This window comes from Stenotrophomonas sp. 364 (assembly GCF_009832905.1).
In the GTDB taxonomy this organism is placed as follows: domain Bacteria; phylum Pseudomonadota; class Gammaproteobacteria; order Xanthomonadales; family Xanthomonadaceae; genus Stenotrophomonas; species Stenotrophomonas maltophilia_AP.
In genome coordinates this window covers 2,929,708-2,949,966 of record NZ_CP047135.1, presented here as the reverse complement: position 1 = coordinate 2,949,966, position 20,259 = coordinate 2,929,708, and the positions used below count along the sequence as shown (strand labels likewise).

16 protein-coding genes and 1 tRNA gene are annotated in these 20,259 nt (G+C 68.6%); 12 read left to right on the top strand and 5 right to left on the bottom strand.

Features of this window, described 5'->3' with window-relative positions; all coding sequences use genetic code 11:
• Positions 1-93: 93 nt before the first annotated feature.
• Complete coding sequence (locus GQ674_RS13475; RefSeq protein ID WP_159497482.1) at positions 94-711, top strand: DUF998 domain-containing protein; 618 nt, start codon at positions 94-96, stop codon at positions 709-711.
• 13 nt (positions 712-724) lie between these two features.
• On the opposite strand, the gene GQ674_RS13470 is transcribed toward GQ674_RS13475, so the two are convergent.
• Positions 725-949, bottom strand: a complete 225-nt coding sequence (locus tag GQ674_RS13470) for a hypothetical protein (protein WP_159497481.1) — start codon at positions 947-949, stop codon at positions 725-727.
• Positions 950-1,283: 334 nt separating this feature from the next.
• Between GQ674_RS13470 and leuS the strand changes: the two genes are divergently transcribed.
• The 7 genes from leuS (at position 1,284) to GQ674_RS13435 (ending at position 7,652) form a co-directional block, all read left to right on the top strand.
• Positions 1,284-3,923 carry a leucine--tRNA ligase gene (gene leuS, locus GQ674_RS13465; RefSeq protein WP_159497480.1) on the top strand — a complete coding sequence of 880 codons (2,640 nt, stop codon included), beginning with the start codon at positions 1,284-1,286 and terminating at the stop codon, positions 3,921-3,923.
• A gap of 192 nt (positions 3,924-4,115) precedes the next feature.
• Complete coding sequence (gene lptE / locus GQ674_RS13460) at positions 4,116-4,715, top strand: LPS assembly lipoprotein LptE (protein WP_159497479.1); 600 nt, start codon at positions 4,116-4,118, stop codon at positions 4,713-4,715.
• Between the two features lie 25 nt (positions 4,716-4,740).
• Positions 4,741-5,778 (top strand): DNA polymerase III subunit delta, encoded by a 1,038-nt coding sequence (holA, locus tag GQ674_RS13455; protein WP_159497478.1) that lies wholly within the window; start codon positions 4,741-4,743, stop codon positions 5,776-5,778.
• A 5-nt stretch (positions 5,779-5,783) separates the two neighbouring features.
• A complete protein-coding gene (gene nadD, locus GQ674_RS13450; protein ID WP_159497477.1) occupies positions 5,784-6,449 on the top strand; it encodes a nicotinate-nucleotide adenylyltransferase in 666 nt (221 codons plus the stop codon).
• Positions 6,450-6,546: 97 nt separating this feature from the next.
• On the top strand, positions 6,547-6,951 hold the full coding sequence (gene rsfS, locus GQ674_RS13445) for a ribosome silencing factor (protein ID WP_051598970.1): 405 nt from the start codon (positions 6,547-6,549) through the stop codon (positions 6,949-6,951).
• A gap of 84 nt (positions 6,952-7,035) precedes the next feature.
• Positions 7,036-7,506: a 23S rRNA (pseudouridine(1915)-N(3))-methyltransferase RlmH gene (rlmH, locus tag GQ674_RS13440; RefSeq protein ID WP_038687106.1), complete on the top strand. Its 471-nt coding sequence runs from the start codon at positions 7,036-7,038 to the stop codon at positions 7,504-7,506.
• Between the two features lie 69 nt (positions 7,507-7,575).
• Positions 7,576-7,652, top strand: a tRNA-Asn gene (locus GQ674_RS13435).
• On the opposite strand, the gene GQ674_RS13430 is transcribed toward GQ674_RS13435, so the two are convergent.
• The 4 genes from GQ674_RS13430 to GQ674_RS13415 form a co-directional block, all read right to left on the bottom strand.
• The gene (locus GQ674_RS13430) at positions 7,615-7,887 is read right to left on the bottom strand and encodes a hypothetical protein (protein WP_159497476.1); all 273 of its coding nucleotides are present in this window, start codon (positions 7,885-7,887) and stop codon (positions 7,615-7,617) included. The two genes, GQ674_RS13435 and GQ674_RS13430, sit on opposite strands and share 38 nt — an antisense overlap.
• Positions 7,888-7,900: 13 nt before the next feature.
• Positions 7,901-10,690 (bottom strand): TonB-dependent receptor, encoded by a 2,790-nt coding sequence (locus tag GQ674_RS13425; RefSeq protein WP_159497475.1) that lies wholly within the window; start codon positions 10,688-10,690, stop codon positions 7,901-7,903.
• A 194-nt stretch (positions 10,691-10,884) separates the two neighbouring features.
• Complete coding sequence (locus tag GQ674_RS13420) at positions 10,885-11,544, bottom strand: energy transducer TonB (protein ID WP_159497474.1); 660 nt, start codon at positions 11,542-11,544, stop codon at positions 10,885-10,887.
• A gap of 255 nt (positions 11,545-11,799) precedes the next feature.
• Positions 11,800-12,534, bottom strand: a complete 735-nt coding sequence (locus GQ674_RS13415) for an SIMPL domain-containing protein (RefSeq protein ID WP_159497473.1) — start codon at positions 12,532-12,534, stop codon at positions 11,800-11,802.
• A gap of 131 nt (positions 12,535-12,665) precedes the next feature.
• On the opposite strand from GQ674_RS13415, the gene GQ674_RS13410 reads away from it, so the two are divergent.
• Genes GQ674_RS13410 through tldD form a run of 4 tightly spaced genes read left to right on the top strand, consistent with a single transcriptional unit; the run spans position 12,666 to position 20,177 of the window.
• On the top strand, positions 12,666-13,274 hold the full coding sequence (locus GQ674_RS13410) for a Maf-like protein (protein WP_159497472.1): 609 nt from the start codon (positions 12,666-12,668) through the stop codon (positions 13,272-13,274).
• Positions 13,267-14,754: a ribonuclease G gene (gene rng, locus GQ674_RS13405; protein WP_038687114.1), complete on the top strand. Its 1,488-nt coding sequence runs from the start codon at positions 13,267-13,269 to the stop codon at positions 14,752-14,754. The genes GQ674_RS13410 and rng overlap by 8 nt, the downstream gene beginning before the upstream one ends.
• Positions 14,755-14,799: 45 nt before the next feature.
• On the top strand, positions 14,800-18,678 hold the full coding sequence (locus GQ674_RS13400) for a YhdP family protein (RefSeq protein WP_159497471.1): 3,879 nt from the start codon (positions 14,800-14,802) through the stop codon (positions 18,676-18,678).
• A gap of 53 nt (positions 18,679-18,731) precedes the next feature.
• Positions 18,732-20,177: a metalloprotease TldD gene (gene tldD / locus GQ674_RS13395; RefSeq protein ID WP_038687117.1), complete on the top strand. Its 1,446-nt coding sequence runs from the start codon at positions 18,732-18,734 to the stop codon at positions 20,175-20,177.
• The last annotated feature ends 82 nt before the right edge of the window (positions 20,178-20,259 follow it).

Here is a 20,259-nt window from a genome sequence, read left to right as displayed (position 1 = left end):
TGGGTGCGCAGGTTGCGGGACGCAACCCCGGTCCCCGGGATCGATGCAAACCGGTGACAATGCGCAGCCCCGAACCACGCAGGCCGATTTCCCATGTACCCCTTGCACCGCTTCGATCGCGTTGTTGGCGCCATCGCCGCTGGCCTGTTCGTGGCCGCGGTAGTCGGATTCGGGCTGGCACTGCCTGGCTACCACGCGCTGCGCCATCCAGTGGCGTTGCTGGGCGCGATCGGGGTGCCGCATGCGCAGGCCTTCAGCGTGCTGGGGTTCGTGCTGCCTGGCCTGTTGGCCGTCGCGGTGGGCATGCGCCTGCTGCTGCGGGTGCCCCGCACCGCACCGTGGTCGATGCGGGTAGGCGTGCAGCTGCTGGTGCTGGCCGGGCTGGCCTTCGCCGCCATGGGCGTGCTGCCGTTGGATGCCAGCGACATCGAAAGCCCGGCCAGCCAGTACCACGCCAGTGCGTGGATGGTCTGGGTGCTGGCGTTCGTGCCGGGCGCAGTGATGTACGGGTGGGGCGCGTTGCGCGCGCCTGGCATCCGCGCGCAGGCGCTGCTGCACCTGGGCTGCGGTCTGGCGATGCTGCTGGCCGCCTTCGTGCTGCAGCTGTGGATGCCGGCGCCCTTGGCGCAGCGGCTGGCGTTTGCCTGCTGGGCGGTGTGGCTGGTGGCGGCACTGCCGGTGGCGGCGTGGGCAAAACGGGGCGCGGTCTAGCGCCCCGTCGGTATCAATCGGCGCTGCATTGCAGGCGGAAGCCCGCACCCGGGTGGTCCCTGTTGAGCAGTGCCAAGGCCTGGTTGGTGGCATCGGTGCCATCGGCCGCATCCACCGAATACGTGCCGAAGCTGCCGTCGCTGAGCGTGTAGGCGCAGGTGAAGCTGGCGGCGTGGGCGGTGGCGGCCACCGCGAAGATCATGCTGAGGGCGACAGCGCCCTGACGGATCAAACGCATCTTGAGTGTCTCCTGTGGACTCCGGAGGGGCGACCGTGGTCGGCGGGGTCGGGAGTCGGGCGATCCCTGCCACCCCAGCTTCGGTCCGCCGACACCCCGCGGGGATCGGGGGAAATCCGGCGGTGCTGACGGGAAACCCCGCGCCGTGGGCGGATTCCGGTCACAGAACCGGCGGTCCCAAGGCCCCGTGATCCCGCCCGAACGGCCGGCAATCGGCGCAGGACTGCGCCCGGCCTGGGCCAAGAGCGAGCATGGCCGGTCCTTTCCGGCGGGAATTGGAGCCCCTTGTCGCACTGCGGTATCCTCTACCGCTTTGCCGCCGCACAGCGTTTACATGACCAGCGTCGAACCCAACGTTTACGATCCGCAGCAGGTTGAATCCGCCGCCCAGAAGTTCTGGGACGCCACCCGTGCCTTCGAGGTGAGCGAGACGTCGGACAAGCCGAAGTACTACTGCCTCTCGATGCTGCCGTACCCGTCCGGGGCGCTGCACATGGGCCACGTGCGCAACTACACGATCGGTGACGTGATCAGCCGCTACAAGCGGATGACCGGGCACAACGTGCTGCAGCCGATGGGCTGGGACGCCTTCGGCCTGCCGGCCGAGAATGCGGCGATCAAGAACAAGACCGCGCCGGCCAAGTGGACCTACGCCAACATCGAGCACATGCGGGGCCAGTTCAAGGCCATGGGCTATGCGGTGGACTGGTCGCGCGAGTTCGCCACCTGCACGCCCGAGTACTACGTGCACGAGCAGCGCATGTTCACCCGGCTGATGCGCAAGGGCCTGGCCTACCGCCGCAACGCGGTGGTGAACTGGGACCCGATCGACCAGACCGTGCTGGCCAACGAGCAGGTCATCGACGGCCGCGGCTGGCGCTCCGGCGCGCTGGTGGAAAAGCGCGAGATCCCGCAGTGGTTCCTGCGCATCACCGATTACGCCCAGGAACTGCTGGACGGCCTGGACGAACTGCCGGGCTGGCCCGATTCGGTCAAGACCATGCAGCGCAACTGGATCGGCCGTTCCGAAGGGCTGGAAATCCAGTTCGACGTGCGCGACGCCGACGGCAGCGCGCTGGATTCGCTGCGCGTGTTCACCACCCGCCCTGACACGGTGATGGGCGTGACCTTCGTGTCGATCGCCGGCGAACACCCGCTGGCCCAGCATGCGGCCAAGTCCAACCCGGCGCTGGCCGCGCTGCTGGCCGAGATGAAGCAGGGCGGCGTGTCCGAAGCCGAACTGGAAACCCAGGAAAAGCGTGGCATGGATACCGGCCTGCGCGCCGTGCATCCGGTCACCGGCGCCCAGGTGCCGGTGTGGGTGGCCAACTTCGTGCTGATGGGCTACGGCACCGGCGCGGTGATGGCCGTGCCGGGCCATGACCAGCGCGACTTCGAGTTCGCCACCAAGTACGGCCTGCCGATCCGCCAGGTCATCGCGCTGAAGGCGCTGCGCAAGGAAGAAAGCGCGTACGACGCCACGCGTTGGCAGGACTGGTACGGCGACAAGACCCGCGACACCGAGCTGGTCAACTCCGACGAGTTCGACGGCCTGGATTTCCAGGGCGCCTTCGAGGCGTTGGCTGAACGGTTCGAGCGCAAGGCCCAGGGCCAGCGCCGCGTCAACTACCGCCTGCGCGACTGGGGCGTGAGCCGCCAGCGCTACTGGGGCTGCCCGATTCCGGTGATCTACTGCCCCAAGTGCGGCGCGTTGCCGGTGCCGGAAGAACAGCTGCCGGTGGTGCTGCCCGAGAACGTCAACTTCGTCGGCACCGGTTCGCCGATCAAGGCCGATCCGGAATGGCGCAAGACCACCTGCCCGGACTGCGGCGGTGCGGCCGAGCGCGAAACCGACACCTTCGACACCTTCATGGAGTCCAGCTGGTACTACGCGCGCTACACCTCGCCCGGTGCCCGCGATGCCGTGGACAAGCGCGGCAACTATTGGCTGCCGGTGGACCAGTACATCGGTGGCATCGAACACGCGATCCTGCACCTGATGTACTTCCGTTTCTTCCACAAGCTGCTGCGTGATGCGCGCATGGTGGACAGCAACGAGCCGGCGCAGAACCTGCTGTGCCAGGGCATGGTGATCGCCGAGACCTACTACCGCCCGAACCCGGACGGCTCCAAGGACTGGATCAACCCGGCCGACGTGGACGTGCAGCGCGACGAGCGCGGCCGCATCACCGGCGCCACCCTGATCGCCGACGGCCAGCCGGTGGTGATCGGCGGCACCGAGAAGATGTCCAAGTCCAAGAACAACGGCGTGGACCCGCAGGTGATGGTGAGCAAGTACGGCGCCGACACGGTGCGCCTGTTCTCGATGTTCGCCGCACCGCCGGAGCAGTCGCTGGAGTGGAACGAGGCCGGCGTCGATGGCATGGCGCGGTTCCTGCGCCGCCTGTGGACGCAGGTGCAGAAGCACGCCGCCGAGGGCCCGGCACCGGCGCTGGACGTGGCCGCGCTGAACGCCGAGCAGAAGGTGCTGCGCCGCAAGACCCACGAAACCATCGGCAAGGTGGGCGACGACTACGGCCGCCGCCACAGCTTCAACACCGCCATTGCCGCGGTGATGGAACTGATGAACGCGCTGGCCAAGTTCGACGACGCGAGCGGGCAGGGCCGCGCGGTCCGCCAGGAAGCGCTGCAGGCCACCGTGCTGCTGCTCAACCCGATCACCCCGCATGCCAGCCATGCGCTGTGGCAGGTACTGGGCCACGGCGAGACGCTGCTGGAAGACCAGGCGTTCCCGCAGGCTGACAGCAGTGCGTTGGTGCGCGATGCGGTCACCCTGGCGGTGCAGGTCAACGGCAAGCTGCGGGGCACCATCGAAGTGGCCGCCGACGCGCCGCGTGACCAGATCGAAGCACTGGGCCTGGCCGAACCGAACGCGGCCAAGTTCCTGGACGGGTTGACCGTGCGCAAGATCATCATCGTGCCCGGCAAGATCGTGAACATCGTAGCGGCCTGACCCACGTAGAGCCGGGGTCTACCCGGCTACCGCAAAGCCGAGTTCTACCCGGCTGCAGCACCCCGTAGAGCCGGGTTCTACCCGGCGACCCTTGGAGCGGGGCAGAGCCCCGCTCTACGTGCTACGTTCACGCGGCATCGGGCATCTTCAATGCCTGTTGCCGCGCCCGCCCGGCTCCCCCAGACTGTGCCCATGACCCGATTCCTGCTTGCCCTTGTCCTGACCGCGTCGCTTGCCGGCTGCGGCTTCCACCTGCGCAACAAGTTGATGCTGCCGGCCGATACCGCCGCAGTGAAGGTGGTGTCCACCGCGCCTTACAGCGAGCTGGCCAAGCTGCTGCGCCGGGGGCTGCAGTCGTCGGGCGCGCAGATCGCCGAGTCGGACGACAGCGGCAAGGCGGCCCAGCTGCAGGTGCTGTCCGAGCGCTGGGGTGACCTGCCGATCGCCATCGATGCCCAGGGCCGTGCCCAGGAATACAGCCTGCGCTACGCGGTGATCTTCAAGTTCCTGCGCGAGGATGGCAGCGAACTGGTCCCGCAGCAGGTGATCGAACTGTCGCGCGACTACGTGTCCCCGCCCACCGACGCCACCGGTACCACCACCGAGCGCGAGATCCTTGCCGACGAACTGCGTCGTGAGATGTCGGCCTCGATCATGCGCCGCATCGACAGCGTGGTACGCGCCGAGATGGAAGGCCGCGTACCGGCCAAGCCGGCCACCCCGGCGACCACCCCGGTTGAACCGGCGGTGCAGCCGCCGGCGGCCCCTGCTACGCCCATCCCGGGGCACTGACCGGTCCTTCCGGACCGGCGCCAGGATGGAACTGCGACCCGAACAATTCGCCAGCCAGCCGGCCGGCCAGGCACTGGCGCCGATTTACCTGATCGCCGGCCCGGAAACCCTGCGCGTGCTCGAAGCGGCCGATGCGGTGCGCGCCCGCGCCCGTGCCGACGGCATCGACGAGCGCGAGGTGTTCGACGCGGACGGCCGCGATTTCGATTGGCACCAGGTCGAGGCCAGCTTCAACGCGCCCAGCCTGTTCAGCCCACGTCGATTGATGGAGCTGCGCCTGCCCAGCGGCAAGCCGGGCAAGGAAGGCGCCGAGGTGATCAGCCAGTTCTGCGCGAATCCTGCGCCGGACGTGATCCTGCTGATCACCTGCAACGAATGGAGCAAGGCCCACCAGGGCAAGTGGGCCGAGGCGGTCAACCGCGTCGGCGTACTGTCGGTGGCCTGGGCGATCAAGCCGCATGAGCTGCCGGACTGGATCGAACGCCGCCTGCGCAGCAAGGGCCTGCGTGCCGAGCCGGCTGCCGTGCAGCGCCTGGCCGAGCGCGTGGAAGGCAATCTGCTGGCCGCCGCGCAGGAGATAGACAAGCTGGCCCTGCTGGCCGCCGGGCAGACCCTGGACGTGGACACGATGGAATCGCTGGTGGCCGACGCCGCCCGTTATGACGTGTTCCGGCTGCTGGAGGCGACGTTCTCAGGGCAGCCGGTGGCCGTGCTGCGCATGCTGGCCGGGCTGCGGGGCGAGGGCGAAGCGGTGGCGGCGCTGACCCCGATGGTCATCCGCGAGCTGCTCTCCACTGCCGGGCTGGCCCGTGTGCAGGCCCGGGGCGGCAACCTGGCCGCCGAGATGAAGAGCCGGGGAATCTGGGAATCGCGCCAGGCGCCGTTCAAGCGCGCCCTGCAGCGCCATCCCGAACCCAAGCGCTGGGAGCGTTTCGTGGCCGAGGCCGGGCTGGTCGACCGCATGGCCAAGGGCCGTGCCGACGGCGACCCGTGGCTGGGGCTGGAGCGCTTGCTGCTGGCCGTGGCCGAGGCCCGCGCCGTGCGCCTGCTGGCCCGCGCCTGAGCGGCATGGGTCTGCGCATTCATTATGGCGGTACCTTCGATCCTGTACACCTGGGCCACTTGGCGATCGCGCGCGCGGCGCGCGACCAGTTGCAGGTGGCGGTACGCCTGCTGCCGGCGGCCGACCCGCCGCACCGGGCCGCCCCGGGCGCCGACGCCGGGCAGCGTGCGCACATGCTGGCCCTGGCGATCGGCGACGAACCGGGCCTGCTGCTCGACCTGCGCGAGCTGGAACGGGCCGCGCGCCAGCCCGGGGTACCGTCCTATACGGTCGATACCCTGCGCGAACTGCGTGCCGAGCTGGGCCCCCATCAGCCGCTGGCGTGGCTGGTGGGCGCCGACAGCCTGCTGGGCCTGACCGGCTGGCATGACTGGGAGGCCCTGTTTGGGCTGGCCCACTTCATCGTGGCCGACCGCCCGGGCAGCCCGTTGGAACAGGCCCTGCCGCCCGCGCTGGAGGCCGCCCTGGCCGGGCGCTGGGCCGACCACGAGCGCGCGCTGCTGGGCGCCCCGGCCGGGCGCCTGCTGCGCCTGCAGACCCCACTGCGCGAGGAATCGGCCAGTGCCGTGCGCGGCCGGATCGCCGCCGGCGAAGACTGGCGCAGCCTGCTGCCGCCGGCCGTAGCCGACTACATCGCCGACCGGGGCCTGTACGGTGCCCGGCCGTTGTGAATACGCACAGGGCATTCGGCCCGTATAATCGGCCCCACATTTATCGAGTTCACCCGCTTTGAGCAACCAAGCCCAGCCCCAGACCATCAAGGTCCAGATGCCGAACCCGGCACCCTCCAATGCGCAGCTGCTGGAGTGCGTGCGCAAGGCCACCGAAGAACTGAAGGCCAAGGATCTTGTCGAAATCGATGTGATCGGCAAGTCCAGCGTCGCCGATTACATGGTGATCGCCTCGGGCACCTCCAGCCGCCACGTGAAGTCGATCGCCGATGAGGTGGTGAAGTTCGCCAAGGCCCTGGGCGTGATGCCGCTGGGCGTGGAAGGCGAGCGCGAAGCCGAGTGGGTGCTGGTCGACCTGGGCGACGTGGTGGTGCACGTGATGCTGCCGCGCGTGCGGGAGTTCTACGCGCTGGAGCGCCTGTGGACGGTCGGCGACCAGCCGCCGAGCCTGCTCGACGACGACGCCGAAGAAGGCGACGAGTACGGCCACGGCGCACGCTGAAGCGGTGTGTCGCGGACACGATGACGGCGCCGATGGCGCCGTTGTCATTTCAACGGCATCGCCCCCGATGCCGGGAGACTGCAGATGAAAGCCAGGCTGATCGCCACCGGCGAACGCGCACCCGCCTGGGTGGCGCAGGGCTTTGCCGAGTACCAGAAGCGTCTGTCGCACTGGTTGCCCTTCGAACTGGTGGAGATCGAGCCGGGCCTGCGTGGCAAGGGCCGCGACGCGCGCCGGGCCACCGATGATGAAGGCAAGCGGGTGATTGCGGCGCTGCCGAAGAATGCCTACGTGGTCGCGCTCGATGTGCCGGGCCGCCAGCTCAGTTCCGAGCAGTTGGCGCAGCGGCTGGAGCATTGGCGCGGGCAGGGCCGCGACATGGCGTTCCTGATCGGTGGGCCCGAAGGCCATTCGGCGGAAGTGTCGGCGCTGGCCGATGAGAAATGGTCGATTGGTCCGCTGACGTTGCCGCACATGCTGGTGCGCCTGGTGGTGGCCGAGCAGCTGTATCGCGCGGCGGCGATGCTGGCCAACCACCCGTACCACCGCGCCTGACAACGGGCTTGAAGAAAAGCTCCGAAAACGGGTTACATCCTGTGAAAAACGGGCTACAATGCGCACCCCGCCCGAATAGCTCAGCCGGTTAGAGCACTTGACTGTTAATCAGGGGGTCGTTGGTTCGAGTCCAACTTCGGGCGCCAAGTTTTGAGAAGCCTCGCAGCGATGCGAGGCTTTTTTTTGCCCGCCATCCAGGGTGGCATCGCGCGCAATGCGGCAATGATCCAAACCAACGCCAACCGGCACCCACCACATGGCGCAGGGCGGGGTAGAGCCGACCGTTGGTCGGCTGGCCGCGCGCAGCGCGGCAATGATCGAAACCAGCGCCAATACCGCCCCAACAAAAAGCCCGGGCACTGCCCGGGCTTTTCGTTTCACACGTGCGGTTGCATCAGTTGAAGGTGTACTTGGCCCCCACGGTGAAGTAACGGCCGATGGCACCGCTGAAGTGCAGCGGGTTGTAGTTCACGCTGCCGTAGGTGGTCGGATCAAGCGGGGCGATGCGATCGAACACGTTCTGCACCGAGGCATTCAGCTCGAACATGTCGGTCACGTTCCAACGGCCGGAGAGATCGAACGTGGTGAACGAGGAGATCTTCGTCACCGGCGTACCGTCGGCGTAGAAGGCCTGGTAGTCACCACCGCGCCTGTCAGTGTTGTCCATCTTGGCGATGTAGTTGGCGACGCCGCTGACACTCCAGGCGCCCTGCTTCCAGGTGGTGCCGAAGTTGACACGGTCCTTCGGGGTGCCGATGCAGTTGGTCACGTCGCAGTTGCCGTGGGTGCCGGCGTAGTCGACGGTTTCGTCGCCTTCGGTGCGCTCGAACTTCAGCACGTGGCTCCACTGCAGGTCCATCTCCAACTGACCCGGGCCGATGTCGAACGTCTGGCGGATATCGGTATCGATACCGCGCACACGCGACGAGTTGGCATTCACATACGCGGTGTTGACGGCCAGGATCGTGCCGCTGTTGGCCACGCCGCCAATGTTGTTGGCATCACGCAGGACGTTGCCGGCCGCGATCGCCGCGGCGGTGCTGCCCTGGGCGATTTCGTTGGTGCGCTTGATCTGCCACGCATCGACGGTCAACGAGGTCGTCGACGTCGGCTGCATCACGATACCGACCGAGTAGCTCTTGGACTCTTCCGGCTTCAGGTCCTTGTTGGGACGGGTGATGATGGCCACCGAACGCGCGGTGCACTCGTTGGCCGGATCGATCGCGCAACGCACCGGGTCGCGTGCATTGGAGAACGCAGCCAGGCCGCCGTCACCGTTTTCGGCCGGGTTCGGCGCGCGGAAACCTTCGGCATAGCTGGCACGCAGCGCCAGCCAGTCGGTCGGGGTCCACTTCACGCCCAGCTTCGGCGTGGCCTTGCCTTCACCGCTTTCGTACTTGTCGTAACGCACCGCGCCGCTCAGTTCCAGCTGTTCCAGCACCGGCGCGGACAATTCGGCGTAGCCGGCGTACACGTTCTGGGTACCGTCATAGGCCGAGTAGCCCAGGCCGATGATGTCGCCCTGGTCGGTGTAGGTCTGCGGGGTCAGGCTGTTGCTGGTCTTGCGCCATTCGGTACCCATGGCCAGGCCGAGCGGGCCGCCCTTGAGGTCCATCAGGCTGCGCGACACGGTGAAGTTGAACATGTCCAGGCTGGACTTGGCGCTGGCACTGATGGTCGGCGAGATGTAGTCATACAGCGCCTGCGAGTTCGCCCCGGCATTGTCGCCGATGCGCCACACGCCACCCGGGCAGGCCGGATTGCCCAGCGCACAGCGCACGGCGCTGTAGCGCAGGAAGCCGGTGCGCTTGTTGGTCAGGTCGGTACCCGAATGCAGGTAGGCGGTGTCGTAGCTCCACTCGCCCCAGTTGCCCTTCACGCCGGCCAGGAAGCGGTTGAACTCATTGGTGTTGTTGGTCACGCGACCGCCCACGTCCCATGCCGAATAGCGCAGGCGCGAGGCCTGGCCCGGAATCGGGTTGTCGGGATGGGTCGGCCCCAGCACGGTGGCGCCAGCGCCGCTATTGGCGTTGACCGGGCCGCCCGGGTAACCCCAGCCGCCGGACACGCCGGACGGGGTGTTGGAGAAGACGGTTTCCTTCTTGGAGTAGCCGATTTCGGTGTAGACCTCACCACCTTCACCGAAGGCGAAGCTGGCACGGCCGAACACGTTGACGTACTTCTCTTCCGGGCTCAGGTCACGGAACTGCTGTGCCGGGTCCCAGAGGCAACCCTGGGCCTGCGCGGTGGCATCGGACTGGCCGGGAATGGTGGTCAGGCCGGCGCAGCCGGGCAAGGCGACGAGCTGGCCGGCGCTGTTGAACACCGAGCCGTTCGGGCCGGTGCCGCCGGCGGTGCCGCCGGACAGGTACGCGCCACCCAGGAACTGCGCATCGGCCGCATCGTAGCCCCACTGGCGGATGTCGCCGGTGCCGATCCACTTGCGGTTCTTGCGGTCGCTGATCTTGATCGCGTCGGTCTTGCCCACGTCCAGGCTGAAGAACGCGTTCCAGCCGTCGCTGTTGAGGTCGCCGGTACCGGCGGTCAGCGTGGCCTTCTTGGCATTGCCGTCGCCATCGCCGGAGGTGCCGTAGGAGGCGCGCAGCACGGCGCCCTGGAAGTCGTTGCGCAGGATGATGTTGACCACGCCGGCGATCGCGTCCGAACCATAGATGGCCGAGGCGCCGTCCTTGAGGATATCGATGCGCTCCACCGCATCCAGCGGAATGGTGCTCAGGTCGGTGAAGACCTTCTGGCCGTCATCGGCCAGGCCGTAGGTCGCCATGCGGCGGCCATTCAACAGCACCAGCGTCGAGCCGGCACCCAGGCCGCGCAGCGAGATGCCGGCGCCGCCGCCGGCAAAGCCGTTGCCGAAGGTCTTGGGAATCGAACCGGCGCCGTCGGCGGTCAGGGTCTGCAGGTATTCGGCGACCGTGGTCTTGCCGGTGCGGTCGATCTCCTGGCGGGTGACCACCTGGACGGGCGAGGGGGTTTCGGTGTTCGTACGCGGGATGTTGGACCCGGTGACGGTGATCCGGTCAAGGTTGGTGGCCTGTTCCTGCGCGAACGCAGAAGAGGATGCCAGCGCTCCGACCAGCAGCAGGGTGCTGCTGGCGAGTACGGTGGAAATGGATTGGGCGAGGCTATTGCGGCTGCTGTTGAGCCGTTGGACCGGGTGTTTCACAGCTTCTCTCCTGACTGGGAAAACCAACAATGACGATGGATCGGCACTGAAAATGAGTGACGACGGCGACAATCTAGGTTTCCGGAGGGTGACGAAGCTGTGAAAAATTGCTTAATTCGGGTCGCCGTCCGTCGGCGACCAAGGGCGCGGGGAAACCGTGGCCGGTCCCCCGCGCCCATTACGTCCCTACGGTCTCAGTCGGGGAGGCTGAAGCTGACCGGCACCAGGCCATCGGCCGGTACCTGCTGTCCGTCCACCATGGCCGGCACAAACCGCCACTGGCGCAGCACCTGATGGCGGGCGGCGTTGTCCAGCGCCCGCGAGCCACTGCTGCGTTCGATCACCACGCTGGATGCCCGGCCATCGGCCTCCACCCGCACCCGCAGCAGCACCGTGCCCTGTTCGTGGTTGCGCAGGGCGGCGATCGGGTAGGCCGGCGGCGGCGCGCTGCGGTACTGCAACTGCGCCCCGGCGCCCCCGGCGGCCGGCCCCGGGACGCTGGGGGCCAGGACCGGAGCCTGGGGTTCGCTGGCCGGCAGCGGGGCCACCGCCAGGGCATCGTCGGCGCTGGCGGTCGGCGGCGGCAGCGGGGCTACCTGCGGCTTGGGCACGGTGCGCGGCTGCACCAGGGTGGGTACGTCCGGCTTGATCGGCACTGGCACCGGCGGGGTAGGCTCCGGTGGCACCAGCAGCCGTATCTGCATGCGTTCACGTGGCAGGGGCGCGGCCACGTAGGCCGCCGGGATCAGCAACAGCATCAGCGCCAGCACGTGCAGGGCCAGGGCGGTGCTCCAGCCGAGCACGCGGGAAACGTCGATCTGGAGCGGCATTACGCGGGGTTGGGTACGGACCATGTTCCACTCTCCTTGCCAGATGTGCGGGAACATCAAACGTGCGGGCGCCGCCGGTGGGGTTGCAGGAAGCAAAAGGCGGGGCCGCGCACTGACAGCAATACCGGAGCGGGGCGCGGCCCGGAAGTCAGGGGGCATGTCGATGTTTGGCTGGCGCTCAGGAAGCGGGCCCGGAACGCATGACGGCGCCCGCAGGCGCCGTCATCCATGTCATGTGGGAGCGGACCGTTGGTCCGCTGTCCTCATGATCCGCTTTCGTTACCGGCCCAGGTCGAACACCACGTCCAGGTTCACCGACACCGACGATTCGCCGGGCGACACCGGGGTGGACACATCGGCGGACATCGGCGCGGCGGCCGCACGCATCATCACCGGGCGGAAGTTGCCGCCGCCGTTCTCGGAGATGCTCACGATGCGGCGCACGCGCAGGCTCAGCGACTTGGCGTAGGTCTCGGCGCGGGCCTGGGCCTTCTTCAGCGCGGCCAGGCGGGCTTCGTCATACACCGGTTCGGGCTGGTCGATCTCGAACTGCGGGCCATTGATCTGGTTGGCGCCCTGGGCCGCCAGCGCGTCCAGGACCTTGCCCAGCTTGGCGATGTCGCGCACCTTCAGGCTGACCGTGTTGCTGGCCTGGTAGCCGGTGATCTTCGGCGGCTCGTTCTCCACGTAGCGATACTGTGGGCTGAGGTTCACCCCGCTGGTCTGCACGTCACGTTCGGCAATGCCGGCCGCCTTGATCGCGGCCAGCACCTTGACCATCTGCTCGGCGTTCTGGCGCATCGCGCTGTTGCCATCGACGGCCTGGGTGACCACACCGGCCGACAGCGTGGCCACGTCCGGCACGCGCTTGGCTTCGGCATTGGCCGAGATGTTGAGCAGGGTGCTGTCGGCGGCGACGGCAACGGCGGGCGAGGTCTGGGCGTGGGCGGTCATCGAGGTTCCCAGGGCAAGGGACAGGGCGAGCAGCAGCGGGGACAGGGATGGGCGGCGCATGTACATCTCCTTGTGAAGGCGTTGAGGTTGGTGTCGGGGCGATGAACGCTCCGTGAGCTTTTCCGGGGTTGAGGCGCGATTGGGTGCGGTTGCTTTCGATTCAGACACGGGCCGCAGGTTATGCTTCCAAGATGCTTTATCTTGCCTCCCGCTCCCCCCGCCGTACCCAACTGTTGACGCGCCTGGACCGACCGTTCCGTGCGCTGGACCTTGAGGTGCCCGAAGTCCGTGCCGCCGACGAGTCGGCGCTTGCCTATGTGCAGCGCGTGGCCGCTGACAAGGCGCGGGCCGGGCTTGCCCTGGTGGCCGCCGATGCCGACGCGGTGGTGATCGGCTCGGACACCGAAGTGGTGCTGGACGGACGGGTATTCGGCAAGCCCGTCGATGCCGAAGACGCGGCCGCCATGCTGGCCACCCTGTCCGGGCGCACGCACCAGGTGATGACCGCGGTGGCGGTGGTGGCCCACGGCCGCCAGGACGGCGTGCTGGTGGTGTCGGAGGTGAGTTTCATCGAGATCGGGCAGGCCGCCATCGCCGCCTACGTGGCCAGTGGCGAACCGATGGGCAAGGCCGGTGCGTACGCCATCCAGGGCGGCGCCGAACGTTACATCCGCCATCTGGCGGGAAGCTATTCGGGTGTGATGGGATTGCCCCTGCAACAGACCGAGCAGTTGCTGCAGGCGTTTGGCGTTTCGCCCGCTGCTTTCACCACGCCAACGGAGGGTGTCGCCCATGTCTGAAGAAATCCTGGTCAATGTCACCCCGCGCGAAACCCGCGTGGCCGTCATCGAGAACGGCATGCTGCAGGAACTGCACATCGAACGTGGCTGGCGCCGCGGGGTGGTGGGCAACATCTACAAGGGCAAGGTGCAGCGGGTGATGCCGGGCATGCAGGCGGCCTTCGTCGAAGTGGGCCTGGAGCGCGCCGCGTTCCTGCACGCCAATGACGTGATCCGCCCGGCCCCGGTGGCCAGCCCGGACACCGAGGGCACCACGCTGCCGCCGCCGTCGTCGGTGCCGATCGTGGAGCTTCTGCGCGACGGCCAGGACATCGTGGTACAGGTGGTGAAGGACCCGATCGGGACCAAGGGCGCGCGCCTGACCACCCAGATCAGCATTCCCTCGCGCTACATGGTGCTGCTGCCGCAGTCCAAGGTGGTCGGGGTCTCGGCGCGGATCGAGGACGAGGCCGAGCGCGCACGCCTGAAGTCGCTGGTCACCGAACTGTCGGCCCAGCACGGCGGCTACGGCTACATCGTGCGCACCAATGCGGAAGGGCAGCCGGCCGAAGCCATCGCCGAGGACGTGGCCTACCTGTCGCGGGTCTGGAACGTGGTCGAACGGCGTGGCCGCGATGCCGCGCCGCTGAGCGTGATCTACGAAGACCTCAGCCTGCCGCTGCGCTCGGTGCGCGACCTGATCCGGAAGGACGTGGACAAGGTGAAGGTGGACTCCAAGGAAACCTTCACCCAGCTGCAGGCCTTCGTGGCCAAGTACATGCCGGTCCTGGCCGAAAAGATCGAGCTGTACAGCGGCGACCGCCCCATCTTCGACATGTTCGGGGTCGAGGACGAGATCGGCCGCGCCCTGGACAAGCAGGTGCCGCTCAAGTCCGGTGGCTACCTGGTGATCGACCAGACCGAGGCGATGACCACCATCGACGTCAACACCGGGTCGTTCCTGGGCCAGCGCAACCTGGAAGAGACGGTGTTCCGCACCAACCTGGAAGCGGCGCAGGCGGTGGCGCGCCAGCTACGGCTGCGCAACCTGGGCGGCATCATCATCATCGACTTCATCGACATGGATGACGCCGAGCACCGCCGCCAGGTGCTGCGCACCCTGGAGAAGGCGCTGGCGCGCGACCACGCCAAGACCACCGTCTACGATTTCTCGCCGCTGGGCCTGGTCGAAATGACCCGCAAGCGCACCGTGGAAAGCCTGGAGCGGCAGCTGTCCGAGCCGTGCCCGGAGTGCAGCGGGCGCGGGTCGATCAAGACCGCCGAAACGGTCACCTACGAGATCTTCCGCGAAATCACCCGTGCGGTGCGCCAGTTCGATGCGGCCCGCCTGCTGGTGATTGCTTCGTCCAAAGTGGTGGCGCGCATCACCGATGAGGAATCCACAGCGGTGGCCGAGCTGGAGGAATTCCTTGGCAAATCCATCCGCTTCCAGGCCGACGAGCAGTACCTGCAGGAGCAGTTCGATGTTGTGTTGCTCTGATCTCCGCCCACTGGCGCGCGTGCGCGCCGGTGCCTTCGCGTTGCGATGACCACGCCGCTCCGACTGCGACTGCGAAGGATTCGCCGCCATGCCGTGTATGCATTGGCGATCGTGCTGGTGTGCGTGGCGGTGCTGGTGGGCACGGTCAGTCAAGTGTTGCCGTTCGCCGAGCGCCATCCCGACAAGGTGGCCGCCTGGCTGAGCGCGCGTGCCGGGCAGCCGGTGCGCTTCGATCACCTCGAAACAGCCTGGACCCGGCGCGGACCGCTGCTGGAACTGAAGGGCCTGCGGATCGGGCAGGGGCAGGGCATCGCCATCGGCGAGGCCGAGGTGCTGGTGTCGATGTATGCCGGGCTGCTGCCCGGCCATTCCCTGACCGAACTGCGCCTGCGCGGGCTGGCCCTGGTGCTGCAGCGGGCCGACGATGGCCGCTGGTCGGTGCGCGGGATGCCCGAGGCCGGCAGCGGCGACCCGCTCGACGCGTTGCGTCGCCTCGGCGAATTGCAGGTGATCGGTGGCCGCCTGCGGGTAGATGCGCCATCCTTGAACCTGCAGGCCGAGCTGCCGCGCATCGACCTGCGGCTGCGCGTGAACGGGCAGCGGCTGCGCGTGGGCGCGCGCGCCTGGGCTGACCTGGACGGCCAGCCACTGACCGCGGTCGTGGATTTCGAGCGCACCAAGGGCGATGGCCAGGCTTGGCTGGCGGCCGATCCGGCCGATTTCCGCGCCTGGTCGCACCTGCTGCAGTTCGCCGGGGTGTCGCTGCAGCAAGGCACCGGGGAGCTCAATGCGTGGGTGGACCTGCGCGACCACCGCCCGGTGATGGTCACCGCCGACGCCGACCTGCAGGACCTGCAACTGCGCGGTGCCCCGCTGGCCGATGGCAAACGCCCGCAGCTGGCCTTGGACACCCTGCAGCTGCGCGCGCGCTGGCGCTGGGTGACCGGCGGCTGGCGCGCCGACGCGCCGCAGCTGCGGATCGGCCTGGCCGGCAGCAGCGAGGTGCAGCGCCTGGACGGCCTGCTGCTGGCTGGTGGCCAGCACATGGCCCTGGCCGGCGACAACATCGATGCCACCGCGCTGCTGCGCGGGCTGGCGCTCAGCGACCGGATCGAACCGGGCCTGCGTGAGTGGCTGCAGCACGCCGCGCCGCATGCGCGCATGACCCAGGTGCGGATCGCCGCCGAACGTGGCGGCCCGGTCTCGATCCAGGGCGAACTGGCCGACGTCGGCTTCGCCCCGTCCGGGCATGCGCCCGGGCTGAGTGGCGTGGGTGGGCGCTTCAGTGCCGACGCCGACGGTTTCCAGCTGGACCTGCAGCCGAGCCGGGTGATGCACTTCGACTGGCCCAGCGGCTTCGGCCAGCGTCACGACGTGCGCCTGGCCGGGCAGCTGGTCGGCTGGCGCGACGAAGCCGGCGGCTGGCGCTTCGGCACCCCGGCGCTGCGCGTGCAGGGCACCGACTACGCCGCCGACGTGCGCGGCAGTGTCTGGTTCCAGGGCGACGGCACCCGGCCGTGGCTGCAGCTGGCCGCCCGCATCGACGACGTGCCGATGACGGTGGCCAAGCGCTTCTGGATCCACTCCAAGATGAGCAAGGGGGCCACCGACTGGCTGGATGCCGCGCTGGTGGCCGGGCAGGTCCGCAACGGCGTGGGCCTGGTCAGCGGCGACCTCGACGACTGGCCGTTCGACCGCAACAACGGCCGCTTCGAGGCCACCGGGCATATCAGCAACGGCACCATCCGCTTCCAGCACGACTGGCCGGCCATGGGCAAGGTGGATGCCGATATCGCCTTCATCGGGCCCGGGTTCGAACTGCACGGCGGCGGTGATCTGGCCGGCGTGGCGGTCAACCACTTCGATGCCGGCATCGTCGATTTCGGCGAAACCCCGCTGTACGTGAAGGCCACCACCCAGACCGAGACCGGTGCGCTGCTGGCGATGCTCAAGCAGAGCCCGCTGCACCACACCTATGCCGAGACGCTGGACAATCTGACCGCCAAGGGCCCGGCCAAGGTCACCTATGACCTGCTGCAGCCGTTGCATCCCGACCAGGGTCCGGGCCACATGCTGGGCACGGTCGATCTGCAGGGCGTGGCCCTGACCGAAAAACGCTTCGCGCTGGCCTTCGACGCCATGCGCGGCCAGGCCCGCTACAGCCGCGACGGCTTCGGCGCCGAAGGCCTCAGCGTGCGCCACCTCGGCCAGGACGGGCTGCTCAGCCTGCGCGCCGGGGGCTTCGTGCGTGACCCGCAGCAGGCCTTCGAATCCGAACTTACCGCCGCGCTGGACGCCGGTGCGCTGCTGGACCGTGCGCCCGAGCTGAACTGGCTCAAGCCCTACATCGCCGGCAACTCGCGCTGGATGATCGGGGTGACCCTGCCCAAGGTCGCGGCCGGGGCGAAGACCGAGCCGCCGACCCTGCTGACGCTGCGGTCGGACCTGGTCGGCACCCGCCTGGACCTGCCGGCGCCGCTGGACAAGGACCCGGGCGTGCCGTTGGCGACCACGGTCAACGCCCAGTTGCCGATGGGCAGCGGGCGCGTGGACGTGGCGTTCGGCCAGCGCTTGGCCCTGGCCGCGCGCACCCACAACAACCAGACCGGCGTGCAGGTGACGCTGGGCAGCGACCGGGTCGACCGCGACCCGCCGGCCAGTGGGCTGGCGGTCAATGGCCGTAGCGGTTCGCTGGATGCCCTGGAATGGATCGGCCTGGCACGCACGCCCGATGGCGGCGACGGCAAGGACGCCATGCCGTTGCGCCAGGTGGATGTGCAGGTCGGGCAGCTGCTGCTGGCCGGCGGCCTGTTCGCGCAGACCCGCCTGCAGCTGCGGCCCACTCCGTCCACGGTGGAAGTACGCCTGGATGGCCCCTCGCTGGCAGGCACCCTGAGCGTGCCCAACGCCGAGGGCGGCACCATCGTCGGCAAGCTCAGCCGCGTGCACTGGCAATCGCTGCCGACCCCGGCCAAGGTGCCGTCCGATGGCGCGCCGATCCTGCTGCCGCCCGACGCCACCCTGCCGGCCCGGGTCCAGGCCAGTGCCAACGACACCAACCCGGCGAAGATTCCGCCGCTGGCGCTGGACATCGAAGACCTGCAGTTCGGCAAGGCCAGGCTGGGCCAGGCGGTATTGCGCACGCGCCCGTTCGGCAACGGCCTGAGCGTGGACCAGCTGCAGTTCCGCGCACCCAAGCAGGCCATCGACATCCAGGGCCGCTGGCTGGGCATGGGCGCCGCTGCGCGCACCCAGGTCACTGTCGACGTGAAAAGCGAGGACCTGGGCGGCCTGATGCAGAACCTCGACTACGGCGGCCAGCTGCGCGGTGGCCAGGGCCAGCTCAGCCTCGACGCCGGCTGGCAGGGCGGTCCGTCGGACTTCCAGCTGGGCGCGCTGCAGGGGCAGCTGCAGGTGCATGCACGCAACGGCCAGTTGCTCGAGCTGGAGCCCGGCGCCGGGCGCGTGCTGGGCCTGCTCAGCGTCACCCAGCTGCCGCGCCGGTTGATGTTCGATTTCCGCGATTTCTTCTCCAAGGGGTTTGCCTTCAACCAGGTCGAAGGCGCGCTGGCGTTCGGCAACGGCATGGCCACCACCGACAAGGTGCTGATCGAAGGCCCGGCGGCCAACATCAGCATCCGCGGCCAGACCGACCTGCGCCGCCAGCAATTCGACCAGACCATCGACGTCAACCCCCGTGCCGGCAACCTGCTGACCGTGGTCGGCGCGGTCGCCGGTGGCCCGGTGGGCGCCGCCGTGGGCGCCGCCGCCAACGCGGTGCTGGGCAAGCCGCTGGGGGCGATCGGGGCCAAGACCTACCGGGTGACCGGCCCGTGGGCCGAACCCAAGGTCGAAGTGATCGACCGTGACGATGCCCCGCCGCCACGTGCGGCTCCCGCTGCGTTGCCGCCCCCGGTACGCTGACCCCTTTCCCGCGCCCGGGTTGCGATAGCGGCCCGCGCCCTCAGATAGATGACATGACCGACAACGCACTTACCCTTGCCAACGACCGCCTGCTGCTGCCCGCCGGGCTCGATGCCGGTGGACTGGAACGCACCTTCGGCACCCTGCTGGGCCCGGGCATCGACTTTGGCGATCTGTATTTCCAGCACGCCCGGCGCGAAAGCTGGAGCGTGGAGGATGGCATCGTCAAGGATGGCGCCCATTCGATCGAGCAGGGCGTCGGCGTGCGCGCCATCGCCGGCGAAAAGACCGGTTTTGCCTACTCCGACGACATCCACCGCGACGCGTTGCTCGCAGCGGCGCAGTCGGCCCGCGCGATTTCACGCGAGGGCGGGGCGCAGCAGGCACGCTCGCTGGTGCGTGGCAACGGCCGCGCGCTGTACCCGGCGCTGGACCCGATCGACGGCATGGGCAACGAGGCCAAGGTCGAGGTGCTCAAGCGCCTGGACCGTTACCTGCGCGCCGCCGACCCGCGCGTGCAGCAGGTGATGGTCAGCCTGTCCGGCGGCGTGGACACGGTATTGATCGCGCGCAGCGACGGCGTGCTGGCCGCCGACATCCGGCCGCTGGTGCGGCTGAACGTGCAGGTGATCGTGGAGCAGCACGGTCGCCGCGAGTCCGGCTATTCCGGCGGCGGTGGCCGTTACAGCTATGCCGAACTGTTCGCCGACGACCGCCCCGAACGGTTCGCCCGCGAAGCGCTGCGCCAGGCGCTGGTGAACCTGGAGGCAATCCCGGCTCCGGCCGGGGTGATGACCGTGGTGCTCGGCCCGGGCTGGCCCGGCGTGCTGCTGCACGAGGCGGTGGGCCACGGCCTGGAAGGCGACTTCAACCGCAAGGGCACCAGCGTCTATGCCGGCCGCGTCGGCGAGCGCGTGGCGGCCCCGGGCGTGACCATCGTCGATGACGGCACCCTGGACGGGCGCCGCGGTTCGCTCAACATCGACGACGAGGGCCATCCGACCCAGTGCACCACGCTGATCGAGGACGGCATCCTGGTCGGCTACATGCAGGATTCGCTCAATGCGCGCCTGATGGGCGTGGCCCCGACCGGCAACGGCCGCCGCGAATCGTTCGCGCACATGACCATGCCGCGCATGACCAACACCTACATGCGCGCCGGCCAGCACGATCCGGAAGAAATGATCCGCTCGGTGAAGAAGGGCTTGTACGCGGTCAATTTCGGCGGCGGCCAGGTCGACATCACCAGTGGCAAGTACGTGTTCTCGGCCACCGAGGCCTACCTGATCGAGGACGGCAAGGTGACCGCGCCGGTGAAGGGCGCCACGCTGATCGGCAACGGGCCGGAAACCATGCAGAAGGTCCGCATGATCGGCAACGACCTGGCCTTGGACGAGGGCGTGGGGATCTGCGGCAAGGATGGCCAGAGCGTGCCGGTGGGCGTGGGCCAGCCGTCGCTGCTGATTGATGGCATCACCGTGGGCGGCACCCAGGCCTGAGCCAGGCCATGCGCCCGTGCTGCCGGTTCGAGCGCCCCGCGGGGGCCAGCCCTGGGCTGGCACCGCCGCGTGGGCAGCCAGG

Coding starts and splice junctions, on each gene's coding strand:
- GQ674_RS13475 (WP_159497482.1), top strand. CDS start 94: ATGTACCCCTTGCACCGCTTCGATCGCGTTGTTGGCGCCATCGCCGCT.
- GQ674_RS13470 (WP_159497481.1), bottom strand. CDS start 949: ATGCGTTTGATCCGTCAGGGCGCTGTCGCCCTCAGCATGATCTTCGCG.
- leuS (WP_159497480.1), top strand. CDS start 1,284: ATGACCAGCGTCGAACCCAACGTTTACGATCCGCAGCAGGTTGAATCC.
- lptE (WP_159497479.1), top strand. CDS start 4,116: ATGACCCGATTCCTGCTTGCCCTTGTCCTGACCGCGTCGCTTGCCGGC.
- holA (WP_159497478.1), top strand. CDS start 4,741: ATGGAACTGCGACCCGAACAATTCGCCAGCCAGCCGGCCGGCCAGGCA.
- nadD (WP_159497477.1), top strand. CDS start 5,784: ATGGGTCTGCGCATTCATTATGGCGGTACCTTCGATCCTGTACACCTG.
- rsfS (WP_051598970.1), top strand. CDS start 6,547: ATGCCGAACCCGGCACCCTCCAATGCGCAGCTGCTGGAGTGCGTGCGC.
- rlmH (WP_038687106.1), top strand. CDS start 7,036: ATGAAAGCCAGGCTGATCGCCACCGGCGAACGCGCACCCGCCTGGGTG.
- GQ674_RS13420 (WP_159497474.1), bottom strand. CDS start 11,544: ATGGTCCGTACCCAACCCCGCGTAATGCCGCTCCAGATCGACGTTTCC.
- GQ674_RS13415 (WP_159497473.1), bottom strand. CDS start 12,534: ATGCGCCGCCCATCCCTGTCCCCGCTGCTGCTCGCCCTGTCCCTTGCC.
- GQ674_RS13410 (WP_159497472.1), top strand. CDS start 12,666: ATGCTTTATCTTGCCTCCCGCTCCCCCCGCCGTACCCAACTGTTGACG.
- rng (WP_038687114.1), top strand. CDS start 13,267: ATGTCTGAAGAAATCCTGGTCAATGTCACCCCGCGCGAAACCCGCGTG.
- GQ674_RS13400 (WP_159497471.1), top strand. CDS start 14,800: ATGACCACGCCGCTCCGACTGCGACTGCGAAGGATTCGCCGCCATGCC.
- tldD (WP_038687117.1), top strand. CDS start 18,732: ATGACCGACAACGCACTTACCCTTGCCAACGACCGCCTGCTGCTGCCC.